At 72.7% G+C, this 18,907-nt stretch carries 21 protein-coding genes and 1 pseudogene; 9 read left to right on the forward strand and 13 right to left on the reverse strand.

Annotation, left to right across the window (positions count from 1 at the left end; all coding sequences use genetic code 11):
• The 4 genes and pseudogenes from ABD296_RS37960 to ABD296_RS37975 form a co-directional block, all read left to right on the forward strand.
• Window positions 1-196: pseudogene (locus tag ABD296_RS37960) on the forward strand (MFS transporter); the annotation flags it as partial.
• An 83-nt stretch (window positions 197-279) separates the two neighbouring features.
• Window positions 280-1,470, forward strand: a complete 1,191-nt coding sequence (locus ABD296_RS37965) for a sensor histidine kinase (RefSeq protein ID WP_344279064.1) — start codon at window positions 280-282, stop codon at window positions 1,468-1,470.
• 61 nt (window positions 1,471-1,531) lie between these two features.
• Window positions 1,532-1,957 carry a pyridoxamine 5'-phosphate oxidase family protein gene (locus ABD296_RS37970; RefSeq protein ID WP_344279067.1) on the forward strand — a complete coding sequence of 142 codons (426 nt, stop codon included), beginning with the start codon at window positions 1,532-1,534 and terminating at the stop codon, window positions 1,955-1,957.
• Window positions 1,958-1,986: 29 nt separating this feature from the next.
• Complete coding sequence (locus tag ABD296_RS37975) at window positions 1,987-2,652, forward strand: response regulator transcription factor (RefSeq protein WP_344279070.1); 666 nt, start codon at window positions 1,987-1,989, stop codon at window positions 2,650-2,652.
• 22 nt (window positions 2,653-2,674) lie between these two features.
• Here the strand turns inward: ABD296_RS37975 and ABD296_RS37980 are convergent, their stop codons facing one another.
• Window positions 2,675-4,180, reverse strand: coding sequence for an MDR family MFS transporter (locus ABD296_RS37980; protein ID WP_344279073.1), 1,506 nt, complete (start codon window positions 4,178-4,180; stop codon window positions 2,675-2,677).
• An 83-nt stretch (window positions 4,181-4,263) separates the two neighbouring features.
• Between ABD296_RS37980 and ABD296_RS37985 the strand changes: the two genes are divergently transcribed.
• Window positions 4,264-4,719 carry a MarR family winged helix-turn-helix transcriptional regulator gene (locus tag ABD296_RS37985; RefSeq protein WP_344279076.1) on the forward strand — a complete coding sequence of 152 codons (456 nt, stop codon included), beginning with the start codon at window positions 4,264-4,266 and terminating at the stop codon, window positions 4,717-4,719.
• 97 nt (window positions 4,720-4,816) lie between these two features.
• Entirely contained in the window at window positions 4,817-5,458 is a 642-nt protein-coding gene (locus tag ABD296_RS37990; RefSeq protein WP_344279079.1) for a TetR/AcrR family transcriptional regulator, read from the forward strand.
• 2 nt (window positions 5,459-5,460) lie between these two features.
• Here ABD296_RS37990 and ABD296_RS37995 read toward each other — a convergent pair whose 3' ends face one another.
• From ABD296_RS37995 to ABD296_RS38010, 4 genes are all read right to left on the reverse strand, one after another.
• Window positions 5,461-6,231 (reverse strand): SGNH/GDSL hydrolase family protein, encoded by a 771-nt coding sequence (locus ABD296_RS37995; protein ID WP_344279082.1) that lies wholly within the window; start codon window positions 6,229-6,231, stop codon window positions 5,461-5,463.
• Complete coding sequence (locus ABD296_RS38000) at window positions 6,231-6,785, reverse strand: PadR family transcriptional regulator (RefSeq protein ID WP_344279085.1); 555 nt, start codon at window positions 6,783-6,785, stop codon at window positions 6,231-6,233. Before ABD296_RS38000 ends, ABD296_RS37995 begins: the two co-directional genes overlap by 1 nt.
• Before the next feature lie 40 nt (window positions 6,786-6,825).
• Window positions 6,826-7,803 (reverse strand): hypothetical protein, encoded by a 978-nt coding sequence (locus ABD296_RS38005; protein ID WP_344279088.1) that lies wholly within the window; start codon window positions 7,801-7,803, stop codon window positions 6,826-6,828.
• Between the two features lie 64 nt (window positions 7,804-7,867).
• Window positions 7,868-8,683 (reverse strand): class I SAM-dependent methyltransferase, encoded by an 816-nt coding sequence (locus tag ABD296_RS38010; protein ID WP_344279091.1) that lies wholly within the window; start codon window positions 8,681-8,683, stop codon window positions 7,868-7,870.
• Between the two features lie 63 nt (window positions 8,684-8,746).
• Here ABD296_RS38010 and ABD296_RS38015 point away from each other — a divergent pair, with 63 nt between their 5' ends.
• Window positions 8,747-9,346, forward strand: a complete 600-nt coding sequence (locus tag ABD296_RS38015) for a TetR/AcrR family transcriptional regulator (protein ID WP_344279094.1) — start codon at window positions 8,747-8,749, stop codon at window positions 9,344-9,346.
• Window positions 9,347-9,387: 41 nt separating this feature from the next.
• Here ABD296_RS38015 and ABD296_RS38020 read toward each other — a convergent pair whose 3' ends face one another.
• On the reverse strand, window positions 9,388-9,594 hold the full coding sequence (locus ABD296_RS38020; protein WP_344279097.1) for a DUF397 domain-containing protein: 207 nt from the start codon (window positions 9,592-9,594) through the stop codon (window positions 9,388-9,390).
• Entirely contained in the window at window positions 9,591-10,448 is an 858-nt protein-coding gene (locus ABD296_RS38025) for a helix-turn-helix domain-containing protein (RefSeq protein WP_344279100.1), read from the reverse strand. Before ABD296_RS38025 ends, ABD296_RS38020 begins: the two co-directional genes overlap by 4 nt.
• Window positions 10,449-10,682: 234 nt before the next feature.
• On the opposite strand from ABD296_RS38025, the gene ABD296_RS38030 reads away from it, so the two are divergent.
• Window positions 10,683-11,099 carry an ATP-binding protein gene (locus ABD296_RS38030; RefSeq protein WP_344279103.1) on the forward strand — a complete coding sequence of 139 codons (417 nt, stop codon included), beginning with the start codon at window positions 10,683-10,685 and terminating at the stop codon, window positions 11,097-11,099.
• Window positions 11,100-11,195: 96 nt separating this feature from the next.
• On the opposite strand, the gene ABD296_RS38035 is transcribed toward ABD296_RS38030, so the two are convergent.
• Both ABD296_RS38035 and ABD296_RS38040 read right to left on the reverse strand, forming a co-directional pair.
• On the reverse strand, window positions 11,196-11,762 hold the full coding sequence (locus tag ABD296_RS38035) for a phosphotransferase (protein ID WP_344279106.1): 567 nt from the start codon (window positions 11,760-11,762) through the stop codon (window positions 11,196-11,198).
• Window positions 11,738-12,181: a hypothetical protein gene (locus ABD296_RS38040; protein WP_344279109.1), complete on the reverse strand. Its 444-nt coding sequence runs from the start codon at window positions 12,179-12,181 to the stop codon at window positions 11,738-11,740. Before ABD296_RS38040 ends, ABD296_RS38035 begins: the two co-directional genes overlap by 25 nt.
• A 160-nt stretch (window positions 12,182-12,341) precedes the next feature.
• On the opposite strand from ABD296_RS38040, the gene ABD296_RS38045 reads away from it, so the two are divergent.
• Window positions 12,342-13,904 (forward strand): GMC oxidoreductase, encoded by a 1,563-nt coding sequence (locus ABD296_RS38045; RefSeq protein ID WP_344279112.1) that lies wholly within the window; start codon window positions 12,342-12,344, stop codon window positions 13,902-13,904.
• A gap of 58 nt (window positions 13,905-13,962) precedes the next feature.
• Here ABD296_RS38045 and bioB read toward each other — a convergent pair whose 3' ends face one another.
• The 4 genes from bioB to ABD296_RS38065 form a co-directional block, all read right to left on the reverse strand.
• On the reverse strand, window positions 13,963-15,024 hold the full coding sequence (bioB, locus tag ABD296_RS38050; RefSeq protein WP_344279115.1) for a biotin synthase BioB: 1,062 nt from the start codon (window positions 15,022-15,024) through the stop codon (window positions 13,963-13,965).
• A gap of 191 nt (window positions 15,025-15,215) precedes the next feature.
• A complete protein-coding gene (locus ABD296_RS38055; protein ID WP_344279118.1) occupies window positions 15,216-15,992 on the reverse strand; it encodes an IclR family transcriptional regulator in 777 nt (258 codons plus the stop codon).
• Window positions 15,993-16,011: 19 nt separating this feature from the next.
• On the reverse strand, window positions 16,012-17,481 hold the full coding sequence (locus ABD296_RS38060; RefSeq protein WP_344279120.1) for a dihydroorotase: 1,470 nt from the start codon (window positions 17,479-17,481) through the stop codon (window positions 16,012-16,014).
• A 26-nt stretch (window positions 17,482-17,507) separates the two neighbouring features.
• Window positions 17,508-18,875 carry an FAD-dependent oxidoreductase gene (locus tag ABD296_RS38065; RefSeq protein WP_344279123.1) on the reverse strand — a complete coding sequence of 456 codons (1,368 nt, stop codon included), beginning with the start codon at window positions 18,873-18,875 and terminating at the stop codon, window positions 17,508-17,510.
• Window positions 18,876-18,907 lie beyond the last annotated feature (32 nt).

Here is an 18,907-nt window from a genome sequence, read left to right on the forward strand (position 1 = left end):
GGACGGCCCGGCGGGCGAGACGACCGGCGCCGCCACCGGGACCGGCTGTCTGCTGGCGGCCCCGGCCGCCGCGTCGCTGCGCGACACCGCCGCCGCCGCGTTCGTGCACGGCGCCGACATCGGCGTCCTCGTCGCCGCCGCCGTCGTGCTGGTCACCGCCGGGCTGGCCGTCCGGCACCTGCCGGGCCGCCGGTGACCGTCCGTCCGTCGACCAAAGTCGATGCCCGCGCCGACCCTGGGCCACTCCGGGGCCGGCGCGGCCTCGCTAGCGTTGACGGCATGGATCCCGGCCCCGCCCTCCCCCGCCTCGCGGGTCGGCTCGGCCTGCCGCGCTCGCGGCGGGAGTGGCTCGGCGACCTCGGCGTCACCGCGGGGGCTGCGGCGCTGGGCCTGCTGCTTCTTCAGGGGACGCTGGACGATCCCACGCCCGGGCAGCGGATCGTGGTCCCGCTGGACCTGTCGGTCGGCGCGGCGTCCCTGGTGTTCCTGCTGCTGTTCCGGCGCCGCTTCCCGGTGGCCGTCGCGGTCACGATGATGTTCGTTCAGTGGACGGCCACGTCCACGCTGGGCACGGCCGCCGTCGCGATGTACTCGCTGGCGATGCTGCGCCCCTGGCGGACGCTCCTGCCGATCGCCGGCGCCAACATGGCCCTCATCGTGGGGCTCTTCTGGATCACCTCGCCCCGCGACCAGTTCCGCGAGGGCACCGTCATCTTCGGCCTGATCTACGCGGTGCTGATCACGACCGGGATGCTGGTGCGCTCCCGGCGGCAGCTCATCGCGTCGATGGAGGACCGGGCGCGCGCCGCCGAGGAGGGGCAGCGGCTGCGGGTCGAGGAGGCGCGGCTGCTGGAGCGCGAGCGGATCGCCCGGGAGATGCACGACGTCCTCGCGCACCGCATCTCGCTGCTGGCGGTGCACGCCGGGGCGCTGGAGTTCCGCCCGGACGCGCCCGCCGACCAGCGCGCCGCCGCCGGGATCATCCGGCAGAGCGCCTACGAGGCGATGGAGGACCTGCGCGAGGTGATCGGGGTGCTGCGCGGCGATCCCGGCGGCGCGGAGGCCGACCGCCCGCAGCCCGCGCTCGCCGACGTGCCGGACCTGGTGCGCGAGTCGTCCGCCGCCGGGGCGCGGGTGGTCCTGGACGACCGGGTGCCGGACCCGGCGAAGGTCCCGGTCCGGGTCGGCCGGCACGCCTACCGGATCGTCCAGGAGGGGCTGACCAACGCCCGCAAGCACGCGCCCGGCGCGCGGGTCCGGGTGACGCTCGACGCGCCGGACGGGACGGCGCTGACCATCGAGGTCGTCAACCCGGTCCCGCCGGGCCTACCGACCCCGGTGCTGCCGGGCGCCGGGGCGGGCCTGGTGGGCCTCGGCGAGCGGGTCGCGCTCCTCGGCGGCACGCTGGAGCACGGCCGGACCGGGGACGGCGGGTTCCGGCTGCACGCCCGGTTGCCGCTTCCCGGCTGACCTGCCGGGCGGCGTCCGGGCGGGACGCATGGCGGCGGGACTTGCGGGCATGGCCGAGGACATGGCATCTGACTCCGCACACCCCGTCCTGGAAGAGCTCGACCGGGAAGAGTGCCTGCGGCTCATCGCGCCCGGCGGCATCGGCAGGGTCGCCTTCGACGACGGCGAGGGGCCGACGGTCGTCCCGGTGAACTACACCGTCGACGACGGGTCGGTGGTGTTCCGCACCTCGCTGGAGGGCCGGCTGACCCGCAGCCTGCTGACGGCCGTCCCGGGCGGGCAGGTCCGGGCCGCGTTCGAGGTCGACCGGATCGAGGAGCGCACCCAGGAGGGGTGGAGCGTGCTGCTGCGCGGCGGCGCCCATCCCATGGAGGACGAGGAGAAGGCGCACGCCGTGCAGGTCGACCCGTGGCCGGGCGGGGAGCGGGACGCGTGGTTCAGCCTGACGGCCCAGGAGGTCAGCGGCCGCCGCGTCCGGCGGCGGTGACCGGCGTCCGGCGGCTCTAGGGTTGGGGGATGGACTCACCGCCCATCCGCGTGCTGATAGTGGACGATGACGCGCTCGTCCGGTCGGGGTTGTCGATGATGCTGGCGGGCGCGGACGACCTGCGGGTGGTCGGGGACGCCGCGGACGGCGCCGAGGCGGTGCCCGCGGTCAACGAGCACCGCCCGGACGTGGTGCTGATGGACATCCGGATGCCGCGGATGGACGGGCTGGCCGCGACCGAGCTGCTGTGCGCGCGCCGCGACCCGCCGGAGATCATCCTGCTGACCACGTTCGACACCGACGACCACATCCTGCGCGCGATGCGGGCGGGCGCGAGCGGGTTCCTGCTCAAGCACACCCCGCCGCCGGAGATCATCCAGGCGATCCGGCAGGTCGCGGCCGGGGAGCCGATGCTGTCGCCGGCGGTGCTGCGCAAGATGATGTCGTTCGTCGCCGACGCCGGCGCCGACCCGCGCAAGGCCCGCGCGCGGGAGCTGCTGGAGCGGCTCAGCGAGGGGGAGCGGGCCGTCGCGGTCCGGGTCGGGCAGGGCAAGACCAACAGCGAGATCGGCAGGGAGCTGTCGCTCAGCGTGGCGACGGTGAAGGCGTACGTGTCGCGGCTGCTGACGAAGCTGGGGCTGAACAACCGGGTGCAGGTCGCGCTGCTGGTCAGCGACGCCGACCTCGGCGGGTAGCCGCCAGGTACGGGCGGGGCGGTCACTCGCGCGGGCCCAGTGGGACGTGCTTCAGCAGCAACGCCGCCGCCAGGCCGGCCGCGAGCAGCGGCAGCCCGGCAAGGAACAGGTCGGAGAACGCCTGCGCGAACGCCTCGGCGACGCCGTGCCGGACCGGTCCGGGGAGGGTGCCGAGCACCTCGGGCCGAACGGCGTCGCCGAACGCGGGGACCTCGCCCGCCGGGACGCGCCGTCCGATCTCCTCGGCGAACCGGCTGGAGACGATGGCGCCGAACACGGCCATGCCGGCGGCGGTGCCGAGCATCCGGGACGCGAACACCCCGGAGCTGGCCGCGCCGAGGTCGCGGCGGGGCGCGGCGTTCTGCGCGATCAGCATCACGACCTGCTGCGACAGCCCGGCACCGAAGCCGAGGACGGTCATGTAGGCCCCGGCGGTGACGAGGCCGGTGCCCGTGTCCATGGTGGCGAGCAGGGCGACCCCGACCGCGCTGACCGCCATGCTCGCGGCGGGCAGCCGGTGGTAGCGGCCGGTGCGCGCGATGTACCGCCCGGCGCCCATCGACGCCACCAGCAGGCCGATCATCATCGGCAGGAGCAGCAGCCCCGATTCGGTGGCCCCCACTCCCCCGACGACCTGGAAGAACATCGGCAGGTAGGTGGCGAGGCCGAAGCCGGTCGCGCCGCCCACAGCCGCGACCACGCACGCCACCGCGAACGACCGGTCGCTGAACAGCCGGGGCGGGATGATCGCCTCGGCGGCGCGGCGCTCGGCGAGCACCCAGGCGGCGAGCAGCACCGCCGATCCGGCGGCGAGCGCGAGGATCTCGGCCGAGTCCCACGCGTACCGGGTCCCGGCCCAGCTGGTGAGCAGGGTGAAGCAGGTGACCGCGGCGCCGAGCAGCACGATGCCGGCGTAGTCGATCCGCGGCCGCCGGTCCGGCTTCGGCAGCCGCAGGAACGCCACGGTCGTCGCGGTGGCGGCCAGCCCCAGCGGCAGGTTGACGTAGAACACCCAGCGCCAGGACGCGTGGTCGGTGAGGAACCCGCCGACCAGCGGCCCCGCAATGCTGGATACGGCGAAGACCAGCGCAGAACAGCCCTGGTAGCGCGCCCGCTCGCGGGGTTCGAACAGCTCCCCGGTCAGCGCGAACATCGAGCTCATCAGACAGCCGGCCGCCGCTCCCTGGACGACGCGGAACGCGATCAGCGCGTCCATCGACGGCGCCGCCCCGCACGCCGCCGAGCCCGCCAGGAAGCCGATCAGCCCGGTGAGGAAGACCGGCCTGCGGCCGAACAGGTCGCCGAGCCGTCCCGACAGAGGGACGGTGACGCTGGTCGCCAGCACGTACGCGGTGGAGACCCAGGCGAGCCGGTCCAGCCCGCCGAGGTCGCCGACGATCGTCGGCAGCGCGGTGCCGAGGACCGTCGCGTCCAGCGAGGACATCAGGCCGGCGAGCATCAGCCCGCCGAACACCAGGACCCGGTTCCGGTGGCTCATGCCCGCCGGAGCCTCTCGGGTGACCGTCATGTGCACCTCTCATTCATATGCTGAAAGCATTTAAATGCTAAGCACACGTATGTGAGTGCCGCAACCCAACTAGACTGGTCGGCATGACCGACGAGGCACTGGACGCCGTCGAGCGGAACATGGTCAAGCTGCGCCGCGGCATGTCCCGGCAGCGGCTCGGCAGGGCGGCGATCCGGGACCACAACCTGCCCGTCGACGTGCAGATCCTGCACGTCGTCGACGTCGTCGACGAGGGCCCCGACGGCCCCGGCCAGGAGATGAGCGTCGGCCTCGTCGCCGCCCGCCTCGGCGTCGACGCCTCGCGCGGCAGCCGCGTCGTCGCCGAGGCCGTCAAGTCCGGGTACGTGCGCCGCGTCGCGTCCCAGGAGGACGGCCGCCGCATCCACCTGGAGCTGACCCCGGCGGGCCGGTCGGTCGTGGAGGCGACCCGCCGCACCCGGCAGGAGCACTTCGCCAAGGCCATGCGCGACTGGACCGACGCCGAGCGCGCCGAGTTCGCCCGCCTCCTCGGCCGGTTCGTCAACGCCTACGAGGGCTGAGCGCGGCCTGCACGAGGGCTGAGCGCGGTGCCCGATTTGGCACGTCCATGACCTATCCGGACACGGCTCGCTACCCTGCGTGGCTAATGTCGGGAGTATGAGCGCCGACGCCGACGACCTGCACCGGATCATCGACGCCGCCACCCGGCTGTTCGCCGAGCTGGGGTTCGACGGGACCTCCCCGCGGCTGATCGCCGACGCGGCCGGCGTCGACACCGGCACCGTCAACCGCCTCACCGGCGGCAAGACCGACCTGTACCGGGAGGTGATGCGGCGCGCCAGCGACGCCGAGAAGGAGGCCGTCGGCGGCGCGGCCGGCGGTTTCACGCCCACCCGGCAGGGCGTCGAGCGGCTGCTGGACGAGTACCTCGACTTCTACGCCGCGCACCCCGAGTACCTCGGGCTGTGGCTGCACCGCCGGACCGGCGACGCCGCCGACACCGCCGACCTGGAGGAGCAGTACGTCCGCCCGCGGCTCGGCGGGATCGTCGAGGCGCTGCGCGCGGCGGTCCCCGCCGGCGTCGACCTCGACCTGACGATCTGGACGATCCCCTGGATGATCTCGGGCTTCCTCAGCCAGCGCGCCCTCGGCGCGCGCCGCGAGCAGGCCGCCGAGGACACGTCCGAGACCGACGGGCCCTACCGCAGGATCTCACCGGACGAGCTGGAGCGCTTCCGCACCTACCTGCACACGCTCCTCGAGCGGATGCTCGGCCTGCCCGACGGCCCGGAGGACTGACCTCACGGCCGGACGACCGGCCCCAACTGCGGTCTCTTCGCGGTGCGGCCGTCCCCCGACGAGCGTCCCCGCAGCCGGCGCACGGCCCACGGCCCCATGAACCCGGCCGCCCACGCCGCCTCGGCCGCGGCCCGGCGCCACGGCGGGACGGGCCGTAGTAGCGGCAGCGGGTCGGCCCAGGACGCGTCGGCGCCGGGCAGGCCGAGCGCGTGGGCGGCGGCCGCCGCGATGCGCGCATGCCCGAGCGGGCTCGCGTGGATGCGGTCGGCGCTCCACAGCCGCGGATCGGTCGTCACCGGATGCGGGAAGGTGTCCACCACGACGGCGCCATGGCGGCCGGCCGCCTCCCGGATGCGCCGGTTGAAGTCGATCACCTTCGGCCGCAGATGCCGCACCAGCGGCGCGATCCGCGCGACGTCGGGGAAGGTGAAGGTGACCACCCGCGCGCCGGACGCGGTGAACGCCGACAGCATCGCCTCCAGCTCCGCGGTCACGGCGCCCGCGTCGAATCCCGGTCGGACCAGGTCGTTCATGCCTGCCATGACCGTCACCAGGTCCGGTTCGAGGGCGAGCGCGGCCTCGGTCTGCTCCGCCCGCACCCGCGCGGCGATCCGCCCGCGCACCGCGAGGTTGGCGTAGCGGAAGCCCGGCTCCCCCGCCGCGAGCAGCTCGGCCAGCCGGTCGGCCCATCCCCGGAAGCCGCGCAGCTCGTCGCCGTCGTTCAGCCCTTCCGTCTGACTGTCCCCCACCGCGACGTACCGGAGGTACCCCATCAGCCGACCCGCTGCCTCAGCACGGTCAGCGCCCACTCGCCCCACCGCTCGTTCTCGCGCTCGAACGCCAGCCCCCGCATCAGCGTCAGGTAGGGGCCGACGCGCTCGGCGTTCGCGAGGAACTCCTCCTCGGTGCGGCCGTCCAGCAGCCTCACCTGCAGCCGCTCGAACCGGGCGATCTTCGCCCGCGCCCACTCGACCCGCTCCTCCACCGCGGCCCGCACGCCCTCCGCGTCCCCCGCGTCGACGGCCTGCACCATGACCATCATCTCGTCGCGGATCGCCCCCGGACGCGGCGGCTTCGCGGTGAACTTCCGCAGCTCCCGCCGGCCCGCCTCGGTCAGCGAGAACAGCCGCTTGTTCGGCCGCCGCTCCTGCTGGACGACCCGCGCCTCGACCAGGCCGGCCTCGCGCATCCGGTCGAGCTCCCGGTACAGCTGCTGCGGCGTGGCCATCCAGAAGTTGGCCACCGACGCGTCGAACCCCTTGGCCAGGTCGTACCCGGACGCCTCGCCCTCCAGCAGCGCGGCCATCACCGCGTGACGCAACGACATGATCCGAAGATAGCGCCGACCTTCCTAGTCAAACTATTGACTAACCACCAATGTGACTATCACCACGCCCGTGGGCGCCCGCATGCTCCGGGTCCACCGCGGCTCGCGCCGCCGCGGACCATTCCGGGTGGCGAAGCACGTCCAGATAGCGCCCGAGGAGGTCGTCGCGCCGCTCGGGCGTCAGGCCGAAGCGGCCGGGCTCGCTCTGGGCGAGATGGTCGGCGATGTGCGCTGCGCGCACGTAGCGCGTCCAGGACGGCTTCTGGCGAGCGAGATGCCCGACATGTGCGTCCTCGTCGTCAGGGGCGTCACAGGTGATCGCTTCGTGGAGATGGGCGGCGGTGGCGACCAGGCCCGCGAAGCATCCGTTCAGGAGGTCGCCGTCGCACGCTCGTCTCAGCAGCCACGATCGGGCCTCGTCCCCACCTCTGCGACAGAGCGCCTTGACGACGTACACGCGGCCCCAGCCGCCGACGCGTTCGGCGAGCCAGAGGAGGGCGGCGGCGCCATCGCTTCTCCGTTCGAGCGCATCGGCGGTGAGTGCTCCGAAGGTGTCGGAGAGCAGCCCGATGGTGCGGACGAGCTGGACGTCCTCCTCCGCCCCGCCGGTCGCCAGCAACGCCAGACCGATCAGCACCGAGCAGCGGTCAGGGCTGTGCCGGACCAGCCATCGCCCGGTCCGCCGGACGCCCTCCGCCTCGGCGCGCAGGGCGGCTGCGGTGATGTGCTCGTTGCGGTGGATCGGGACGTCCACCTCGTGGAAAGCCCAGACCAGGTCGTCAGGATGGGCGTCCGGCCGCGCGAAGTAGGCGTCGAGGATCGCGGCCGCCGCCATGCCGCGTCGGCGGCGATCGACCGGGGACTCCCGGGGTCCTCTCCGCCTGTGGCGGTCCTCGTCGGGGTACGGCATGCCGTCGCGAGGGAGGGGCGCCTCCGGGGTCGGCCGGTGCAGGCGGAGGGCGTGGTCGTACAGGCTGCTCTGGTCTCCGAGCGCTCCCGGCTCGGTGCGCTCGCTCACCGGCGGGCGGGTGACTCGATTCTCGTGATCACGGGTGCCAGCATGGCATGCCGGCGCAAGCCGTTTATTCGGGCGGGCGACGGGTGGCGGTGAGGGCGACGGTGGCGTAGGGCATGGTGAACGAACCGCCCAGCGCGTCGATCGCAGACCCGACGCTGTCCAGTACCTCCGCCACCTGCTCCGGCTGCAGCCAGGTGAGGGGGCCCTGCGTGGGCATCTGGTCGAGCCACTCGTCGCGGGTGTAGGTGCGCTCCCATTCGAAGCGCCACCGGTCAGGGGCGGCGAAGGCGCCGGTCTCCTCCATGCCGTCGGCGGCCTTGTCGAGGATGGCGCCGTAGGGGTCTCCGCCCGGTCGCGCCGCCTGCATGTTGAACGGCGAGTCCGGTGCCACGCGCCGGTAGACCGCGGCGAAGGCCTCGGTGACCTCGGCCGGCAACTCGAACGCGTGCCAGAAGACGGCCAGGCGGCCGGCGGGGCGCAGCACCTGCGCCGCTTTGGCGGCGCCGGCGACCGGGTCCACCCAGTGCCAGGCCGTGCCGGCGACGGCCGCGTCGAACGTCCGGCCGGCCGGGTCCCATTCCTCGATCGTCGCCACCTCCACCTCGACGCCGGTGCCGCGCGCGAACGCGGCCATCCGGGCGTCGGGCTCCACGCCGAGGACCCGGCACCCGGCCGCCTGGAACTGCCGCGCCTCGATGCCGGTGCCGCAGCCGATGTCGAGGACGTCGCGTCCGGGGCTGCCCTCGACGATCCGTTCGATGAGGGCGCCGGGGTAGGGCGGGCGGGTGCGGTCGTAGCGCTCGGTATCGGCGCCGAAGGATTCGGCGACCTTCCGGTGCTGGTGAGGGGCCGGGGCCCGCTCCGGCGGTATAGTGGTCATCTGCCCACTATAAATGGGCGCTCGCCCACTATGTCAACGGGCGAGCGGAAGGAGAGGTGCACCGTGCCGACCGGGGTGGCGCTGCGCGACGCGCGCCGGCAGCTGTTCGACGCCGCCGAGCGCGTCCTGCTGAGGGACGGGCCGAACGCGCTGACCAGCCGGGCCGTCACCGACGAGGCGCGCTGCGCCAAGGGGGTCCTGCACCGGCACTTCAGCGACTTCGACACGTTCCTCACCGAACTCGTGCAGGACCGCATCGCCGGGATCGACGCCCAGCGCGCCGCCCTCGACGAGTCCGCCGGGACCGGCACCGTCACCGGCAACCTCGCCGACGCCCTGACCGAGGTGTTCGGCACGGTCGCGGTGGCCGTCGTCGCCCTCATCACCTCGCGGGACGAGCTGCGCGCCCGGCTCCGCGCGACAAGGCCGACCGGCGTCCCGCTGCTGTCCGAGGCGACGGCCATGATCACGTCCTACCTCGCCGCCGAACGCGACCTCGGCCGCATCGCCGCCGACGCCGACCTCGACGCGCTGGCCCCCATGCTGATCGGCGCCGGGCACCTGCTCTTCGCCGACCGGACCGGTCCCCCGCCGGACGCCGAGGCCGTCCGCAGGATCGTCACCACGACGATCGCCGGATCCGTCCGCAACCCGCAGCCCTGACCGGCGGCCAGCGGAAACTGCGCGGGGCAGCCGATAGCCACTCAGCCGTCGTACACGCCGCGCTTCACGTCCCCGAGGAACGCCGCCCACTCCCCCAACGCGAACGCAAGCACCGGCCCGGCCGGATCTTTCGAGTCCCGCGCGCCGATGTGCTGGTGCAAGCTTGCGACCTCGACGCACTGAGTTCCCTGCCCCGAGCTGTAACTACTGGTCCGCCACCGTGCCGCTGAGAGGTTCCGCTCGTTCATAGTTCGGACAATATCCGCTCGATGAACGCCCGGGAATCGATTTCCGACAGCGCGATCTCCCGAAGTCTCTCGAACGACTCACAGTAGTGGTCCACGTCCGACGGCTCGTCCACGTACCAACTCCTGGTGAGACTGTCGATCGCGACGACCTCGAACAGGCCAGCGGACCCGACGCCAAGGATAGTAAAAGGTCCGTCGCCCCCTGGATGCGCACCGGCGGAGAATGGAAGGATTTGCAGGTCGATGTGCGGCCACTCACTCATGACCACCAGCTTGCGCAGTTGGCGACGCATCACCGCGGCACCGCCCATGGCTTGCCGGAGTGCCGGTTCGCCGAGTACGACCGACATCTTCGGTGGGCGCTCTTGATCGTGAAGACGCTGACGGTGGAGCCTGAAGCTGATCTCCGTATCGATATCGCGTGAGCTGCGAAGCGCGCTTCCCGAGTCTGCGATCACCGCGCGGGCATAGTCCTCCTCCTGCAGGAGTCCGTGCACCAGAAGAGGCTGGAACATTCGAACGCTTGAGGCGTCGGCTTCGAGGGAGGCGAAGTCGACGACGCCCGGGGCGAGGCGCTCGTCGAAGTCGTGCCACCAGCCGTCCTGGCGGCCCTGGGCGGCGAGGGAGAGCAGGCGGCTGCGGACGAGGTCGTCCGTGACGCCGTAAACGTCCAGAATGTGTTTGAGATCGCGGGGGCGAATGGCACGGTGGCCGTTCTCATAGGCGCTGAGCGACGCCTGCGAGCGGTCGAGGAGCCGGCACGCGGCCTTCTGCGTCAGGCCGAGGCTTTCGCGGAACATGCGCAGCGAGTCGCCGATCTTCCGGCGGCGGTAGGTCTGCCGGTCGTATCCCATGAGCCGCACGTTGTCACACTCCGTACTTGATCGCCTCCCTCCAGCGAGAAGTTAGAAATATTCGTTCTTCGCAAGTTCACCTTTCCTGCGGGCGGCCGGAGGAATACACCTCATCTCCTAGAAGCCTGTTGTTGAGATGGCCAGGAGACCATGACCCTTGCCGGTATCGAAGAGAGGAAGGGCGCGATGACATCCGGCGAGGCTCGGGACGTGTGGACGGCACAGGAGAACGCCATGGAGCTTCTGGGGGCGCTCACGCTTCCAGGAATTGAGCGTTCCGTCCCTTATGTTCGGCTTTTTCTGCGGGATACGTTCGTTCCCGGGTACGTCGCGCCCGGTGACGAACTGCTGGCGGACATGGCGCTGGTGGTGGACGAGCTCGCCGCAAACGGGATCCGGCACACCGCGTCCGGCAAGGGCGGGAAGTTCACGATCTCGCTGTGGGCCGGACGGGGCGTACTGCGCGCCGAGGTGACCGACGATGGCGCGAACGGCGCGCGGCCGGTGGTGCGGACGGTGCCGGAGGGTGAGAGCGGCCGGGGACTCCACATCGTCGGGGCGCTCGCGTCGCGGTGGGGGTACCGCCCGGAAGGCGCCGGCACCACCGTGTGGGCCGAGTTCCCGGTCCGAGGCGGCAGGCCGCAGGGCTGACCCCGCAGGTCGCTGTGCGCGACCGCGATGTCCGGGCTTCCCTCCAGCAGGGCCCGGCCGTGGATGAGCACGACCGGGTCGTCGCTCATCGGCGTGCTACTGCCAGCGCGTGCGGGTTCTCAGCCATTCGAGGGCGGCGACGCCCTGGGCGGTCTGGAAGTCGCGGAGGGTGGGCAGGCCGGGCGGTGCTGGTTGGCGGCCCTGCCGGATGAGGAAGCCCGCCCAGGCAACGAGGGCGGTCGTCACCGCGTCGGGGTCTGCGTCCCGGGCGAGGGGGTGCGCGGCGAAGAGCGGTTCGCAGGGCGGGCCGCCCTGCATGCGCACGCTGGGGAGGAACAGGAGCAGGTCGAACCAGGGCGCGGCCGTGCACGCCCAGGGCCAGTCGACGACGACCACGCGGTCGTGGGTGAGGAGGAGGTTGTCGGCGCGCAGGTCGGCGTGGGCCAGGGTGGTGCCGTGGACGGCGGCGGGCCAGGCGGGCTCCCGGGCCGCCAATCGCGACAGGCACCGGGCGGCCCACGGGTCGAGGCCGGTCAGGTCGTCCTCGCCCCGGCGGTGGGCGTCGGCGAGGAGGCGCCAACCGCGGAACGCGTCGGCGAAGCGGGTCTCGGCGGACGGGGCGCGGGCGGGGGCGGGCGTCAAGCTGCGGGCCAGGTCGTCCACGGCGGCCAGGACGGGTCCAGTTCCGCGCGAATCCAGGGCTGTGCCGGGGGCGCGCCGTCCACGTCCTCGAACAGCAGGACCACCCAGCCGTCGCGGTCGAACGACCCGAGGAACGCGGGCGTGGGCGCGTGGGCGGGCAGCGCGGCGGCGATGGACGCCTCCGATCGGTGGATGTCCGGGCTGTCGGGGTTGGGGTGCGGGCCGACCGCCTTGACGAAGGCGCGGCGGCCGTCGGCGAGCCGCAGGCGGGCGGCCACGCCCGGAGAGAACCCGCCGTGCTGGGTGGCCGCCTCGGCGACGCGTCCGCCGAGCGCGTCCTCGACGGCGGCGCGCAGGGCGGCGGGGACGGCCGTCCAGGGCAGGCGTTCACCGGCGGCGGGCGGCGGCGCGGCGGGTGCGGCGTCGCGGGGCGGGACCATCCCCGCATGCTGCCGATCCTGCGGGTTTGGGCGCAACGGATTTCCGTTCTGTCAGTCCGTTGACAAAGGCGCGCCGTGAAGTTGGTCACAAGCTTCATTCCACGGGCCGCAGGGGTGGGCGACAGTTTCCGGCAACCACCCCGAGGCCGGAGGTCGCCCCATGAGCACGCTCAGTCGCCGATCGTTTCTGCAGGTGTCCGCGGGGAGCGGGCTGGCCGTCGCGCTGGGCGGAGCGCTGGGGCGTCCGGCGGCCGCGGAGGGGCGGACGGACTACAAGGCGATCGTGGTCGGGTCCGGGTTCGGCGGGTCGATCAGCGCCTGCCGGCTCGGGCAGGCGGGCGTCGACACGCTCGTCCTGGAACGCGGCCAGGAATGGGCGACCGACCCGCAGAAGGCCGTGTTCGGTTCCCAGCTGAACTACAACGAGAAGATGTTCTGGTTCCGCAACTACGCGGACTGGCCGATGGTCCTTCCGTTCCCGATGACGCCGTACGCGGGGGTCATGGAGGTCTCGAACGAGAAGAACCTCAACATCGGGTGCGGGGCGGGGCTCGGCGGCGGGTCCCTCGTCTACACGTGCGCGACGGTGGCGCCGCCGCAGAAGTACTTCGAGAAACTGTTCCCGGCCGGCATCACCTACCAGGAGATGACGTCGAAGTGGTATCCGAAGGCGCAGTCGGTCCTCAAGCCGAGCGTGATGCCGGACGACGTTTACGGGTCGGCGCCGTTCACGCACTCGCGGGTGTGGGACCAGCACGTCGCGAAGGCCGGATACACCTCCGAGAAGCTGATGTCGATGTTCAACTGGGACGTCGTCCGAAAGGAGCTGGCCGGGACGGTGCGGCCGTCGGCCATCGCGGGGGAAACCGACTTCGGGTGCAGTGACGGCGCCAAGAACAGCCTGACGGTGAACTACATCCCGGCGGCGAAGGCCACGGGCAAGGTGCAGTTCCAGACGATGAGCGAAGTGCAGTCCATCGGCGTCGGGACGGACGGCCGGTACCGGCTGGCGGTCCGGCACCTCGACACCACTGGCAAGACCCTCGACACCGTCGAGTACACCTGCGACATGCTGTTCCTGTGCGCCGGGACGCTCAACACCAACCGGCTGCTCGTCGCGGCGCGGGAGACCGGCTCGCTGCCGGACCTGGACGCCTCGGTGGGCGCGGGGTTCGGGGACAACGGCGACCAGTACGCGGGCTACAGCTACGCGGGCCCGGCCGGGCCGAGCCAGGGGTCGCCGAGCGCGTCCACGATCTTCGTGGACGGGGAGTTCGACCTGCCGATCCGGGTGGAGAGCTGGCAGCTGATCGAGGCGCAGGGCCTGCCGATCGTGCAGACGCTGGTGATGACCGCCGACCTGGAGAACCGGGCCGCGTTCGTCTACGACAAGGCCAGCAAGAAGGTGCAGCTGACGGACTGGGCGGGCAAGGCGGACGCGGCGGCGAAGTCGGCGTCGGGCTGGGTGGACAAGGTGATGCACGCCAACTCCGAGGCCATCCCGATCTCGGTGCGGTGGCCGGCGACGCTGACCGCGCACCCGCTGGGCGGCTGCGTGCTCGGCAGGTCGTCCGACCTGTACGGGCGGGTGAAGGGCTACAAGGGCCTGTACGCGCTGGACGGGTCGATGATCCCGGGCAGCGTCGGCGGCGCCAACCCGTCGTTCACGATCGCGGCCCTCGCCGAGCGCGGCATCGCCGACATCATCGCCAAGTCCGGCTGACGGCCGCCGGGGCGCCCGCCCGGGTACGGGGGGCGGGCGCGCCCGGACGGGCCGGGGGTCAGGCGTTCGGCGGCAGCGCCGTGCCCGCGCCGCGGCGCCGGACGGACACCGTCTCGGCGCGGCGGTGCTCCGGCATGCTGGGCGTGTCGGCGCCCTCCACCTCGAAGCCCAGGTCCTCGATCATCTCCAGGTCCGCCTTGCCGGCCTGGCCCTCGCTCGTCAGGTAGTCGCCCAGGAAGATCGAGTTGACGATCTGCAGGGCGAGCGGCTGCAGGCTGCGCAGGTGGATCTCGCGGCCGCCGGCGAGCCGGACCTCCACGTCGGGGTTGACGAACCGGACCATCGCCAGGATGCGCAGGCAGCGCTGCGGGGTCAGCGTCCACCGCTCGGCGAGCGGAGTGCCGTCGAACGGGATGAGGAAGTTGACGGGGACGGAGTCGACACCGAGGTCGCGGAGGGCGAACGCGACGTCGACGAGGTCCTCGTCGGTCTCCCCCATGCCGGCGATCAGCCCGGAGCACGGGGACAGGCCCGCGTCCTTCGACTTCTGGACGGTGTCCTGGCGGTCGCTGAAGTCGTGCGTGGAGCAGATGTCGGCGTAGACGCCCTCGGAGGTGTTGAGGTTGTGGTTGTAGGCGTGCGCGCCGGCCTCGGCGAGCCGCTCGCCCTGGCCGTCGCGGAGCAGGCCGAGGCAGGCGCAGATCTCCACGTCGCCGCGCTCCTTGATCGCGGCGATGGTGTCGGCGACGCGCTCGACGTCCCGGTCGGTGGGGCCCCGGCCGCTGGCGACCAGGCAGACGCGCTTGGCGCCCGCCGCCATCCCGGCCGCGGCGGCGTCGGCGGCCTCCGCGGGCTTCAGCCAGGTGTACTTGAGGACGTCGGCCTCGGAGCCGAGCCGCTGCGAGCAGTACGAGCAGTCCTCCGGGCACAGTCCGGACTTCAGGTTGACCAGGTAGTTCAGCTTGACCCGGCGGCCGAACCAGTGGCGGCGCACGCGGCCGGCGGCGGCCACCACGTCGAGGATGTCGTCGTCGGACGTCGCCAGCACCGCCAGCGCCTCGTCCCGCGTCGGCGGCTCGCGCCGCAGTCCCTTACCGGCCAGGGTCTCGAGAAGGCTCATGGCAGACGATCCTTGCAGAAGCCCCCGCCGGCGCTAATGACCAGGGCCGACAAACCGGACGATCGCGGTTTGTACGCGAGGACGAAGCAGAGCGCGTCGAGCGCGGCAGGGTAGCCCGCCTGGAGCGGAGTGCTGCACCCGACGTGGCCGGGCGGACGACGAGCGGCGCCTCACGACCCGCTACCGGACGGTCAGCGCTGCGTCGTCCAGTTCCGGGTGGCCTCCTCGGCGGCGTCGCGGACGAGCACCCGGTACCGCTCGACCGCCTCCGGGGTGAAGCGGTGCCGGGGCCCGCAGACGCTGATCGAGCCGTGCACCTCGCCGTCCGGGCCGAACAGCGGCGCGGCGACCGACCCCGCGTCGGCCTGCCGCTCGCCGAGCGAGACGCCGACGCCCTCGCGGGCGGCCTCGGCGAGCTGGACGCGCAGCGCCGCCACGTCGGTGACGGTGCCGGGCGTCAGCGCTGCCAGCGGGCGCGCCAGCAGCGCCTCGCGGCGCTCCTCGGGCAGGAACGCGAGGATCACCTTGCCCGAGGAGCCCGCGTGCAGCGGGAACCGGCGGCCGACCTCGACGGTCATCTTCACCTCGTGCGGGCTCTCGAACTGGTCGAGGTAGACCCGCTCGTCGGCGACCAGCCCGGACAGCGTCGTCGTCTCGCCGGTCGCGTCGCGCAGCCGGCGCAGCACCGGCGCGGCGGCGTTGCGGACGTTGAACCGGCGCAGCGCGCTGACCCCGAGCGCGACGGCGGCGGGCCCGAGCCGGTACCCGCCGGGGTCGGTCTCCAGCATCTCCCGCGACACCAGCGACCGCAGGATGCGGTGCACGACGGCCTTGGAGATGCCGAGCTCGCGGCTGATCGCGCTGACACCGAGGTACTGCGGGCCCCCGGCGAACAGCAGCAGCACGTCGGCGACCCGCCCGGCCACCTCGGTGCCGGAGGACTGCCGTTCCGCGGTCTCGTTGGTCACCCGATGATCCTAGGAGCCGTCAGCGGCCGCGGCGCAGGTACTTGCCGACCGGGTCGCCGAGCACCTTCCCGTCCGAGTACACGTGGTTGCCGCGCACGAAGGTGTCGGTGACCCTCGCGGTCATCGGGAAGCCCTCGAACGGCGTGTACTCCTGCGTGGACTCGGAGTCGGCGGCGCGGACCGTCCAGGACACGTCCGGGTCGATCAGCGCGATGTCGGCGTCGTAGCCCTCGGCGATCGTGCCCTTGGTGAGCAGGCCGTAGCGGCGGGCCGGGTTCCAGGACGTCAGCTGCGCGACGCGCTGGAGCGGAAGGCCGCGCTTGAGGCCCTCGCCGACCAGGCCCGGCAGCAGGTACTCGGCGCCGCCGAACCCGGACTTGGCCAGGAAGATGTCGTCGCGGTCGGCGCCGAACTTCATCTCGTCGCGGCAGCAGGCGTGGTCGCTGACGATCCAGTCGACCTCGCCGGCCAGGACGTGCCGCCACAGCGCCTCGACGTCCTCGCGCTCGCGCAGCGGCGGGTTGACCTTGCCGCCCAGGCCGTGCGCGGTGTCGACGTCGGCGAGCAGGTGCCCGATGGTGACCTCGCGGCGGAAGTCGATGTGCGGGAACGCCGACGCCATGGTCAGCGCGGCCGACAGCGCCTTCTCCGACGACAGGTGCAGCAGGTTGATGTTGGGCAGGCCCGTCTCGTGCGCCAGGTAGGACGCGATGGTGACGGCGAGGCCCTCCGAGTGCGGCGGACGCGACGCGCTGTAGGCGCGCAGCCCTGTCAGCTTGCCCTCCTGCTCGACCATTTTGGTGTACGCCGTCATGATCTCGGCGGTCTCGCAGTGCAGCGACAGCGAGATGTGGTCGGCGTAGTCGGACAGCTGCTCGCGGGCCTTCTGGATCCCGCGCATGACGAACTCGAAGTGCGCGATGTCGTACCGCTCGTCCGGCGGCGTCATCAGGAAGTCGCTCTGGCTGGTGGACCTGCCGTGCAGCCCGTGGCTGCCGTAGAACATGAAGATCTTGAACGAGGTGACGCCGTGCTCCTCGACGAGGTACGGGATCTCCTCGATGTGCTCGGCCATCATCGGCGCAAGGTGGAACGCGTAGTCGACGTAGGCGTTGCCGCTGGCCGCGCTCAGCACCTCGGGGAAGAACTCGCGGTACGGGCCGCCCTTGTTCAGGTAGTACTGGCCCGTACGCATGTAGGTCAGCGACGTGGTGACTCCGCCCTGCGCGCTGGCGCGGCTCTCCGAACGGGTGTCGGTGGCCAGCTCGTTGTAGATGCCCCAGTGCTGGTGGGCGTCGACGACGCCGGGGAACGCCAGCTTGCCGCCGCCGTCGACCACCGTCGCGGCGTCGTCCTCGGGGAGGTCGGGCGCAAGGCGGACGATGGTGCCGTCGTTGACGGCGATGTCGAGGCGCTCGGGCTCGGCGCCCTCGGGGGCGTCGGGGCGGACCACCCTCACGTTCTTGAGCAGCAGCTCGGTCGTTGCCATGAAATCTCCTTAATGTCGTGGGGTGGTCAGGGGGTGCGGCGGCGGGCGACGTCGCCGGCCGCCAGGTAGGCGAGCCCGAAGGCGGGCAGCAGGCCGTTGCCGGGCAGGTAGCCGTCGGCGCCGTGGCCGGAGATCCCGGCCGCCGCGCCGCCCGCCGCGTACAGGCCGGGGACGGGACGGTCGTCGCGGTCGACGACGGCGGCGTCCTCGTTGACGATCAGGCCGCCCTGCGTGTGGAACAGGGCGGGGACGACCCGGACGGCCGCGTACGGCGCGGCGAGCGGGCGCTCCCAGTTGGTGCGGCCGTGCTCGTCGGTGCGCTCGCCCCTCGCGACGGCGGCGGCGGTCTCCAGCTCGGCGGCGAGGGCGCCGGGGGGCAGGCCGGTGGCCTTGGCGAGGCCGTCGGCGTCGTCGGCCCAGACCAGCACGCCGGACTCGACGGTGTCGCGGAAGTCCTTGAACGGCTCGCACTGGTGGAAGACCGTCTCGTCCAGGACGATCCAGCCGGTCGCGCCGGGCCGGGCGGCGAGCTCGGCGGCGTACTCGGAGTAGCCGCGGGTCTCGTTGCCGAACCGGCGGCCCTCCAGGTCCACCATGATCGCGCCGTGGATGATCGTCGCCCAGCCGACCAGGGTGCCCGCGCCGGCGGCGACGGCGCCGTGCCCCTGGTAGGCGTCGAGGTAGCCGGTGGCGGCGCCGAGGCCGCCGCCGATCCGCAGCGCGTCGCCGAGGGACTGGTCGCTGCCCTGGTAGAGGGCGTCGGCGATCTCCGGCAGGTGGCGGCGGACGAGGTCCCGGTCGGCGCCGAACCCGTTGGTGGCCAGCAGGACGGCCCGGGTCGGGATCTCCTCCTCCGTCCCGTCGGGGTACCGGACGACGGCCGCGCGGACGGCGCCGTCCCCGCCCGTCACCACGTCGGTGAGCTTCGCGGGGACGAGCAGGTCGATGTTCGGGTGCGCGCGGGCACGGCGGGCCAGGTGGTCGATCACGCTGGAGCCGTGCCGTCCGGGGACGGAGTGGCAGCGCGTGACCGAGTGGCCCGGATAGTTGAAGTCGGTGACCAGATCGAGCGGCAGCTCCACCGCGTCGGCGAGCCACTCCACCAGCGGCGCGCTGACCTGCGCGAGCGTGCGGGCGAGCCGGGCGTCGGCCTTGCCCTTGGTCTTGGCCATGATGTCGTCGACGAACCGGTCCGGCGAGTCGTCGACGCCCTGCTCGGCCTGCCAGCGCGAGCCCGCGCCGGGGAACATCGCGGTGGACATCGAGGTGTTGTTGCCGCGCCGGAAATGCTCGCTGGACTCCACGACGACGACGCTCAGGCCCAGTTCGGCGGCGCGCAGCGCCCCGACGAGGCCGCCGCCGGCGCCCGCCACGACGAGATCGATGTCGGTCATGCGCACCTCCTGCGGGGGGACGACCCCCCGGC

The sequence above is a fragment of the Actinomadura napierensis genome (assembly GCF_039529375.1).
GTDB classification, from domain to species: domain Bacteria; phylum Actinomycetota; class Actinomycetes; order Streptosporangiales; family Streptosporangiaceae; genus Spirillospora; species Spirillospora napierensis.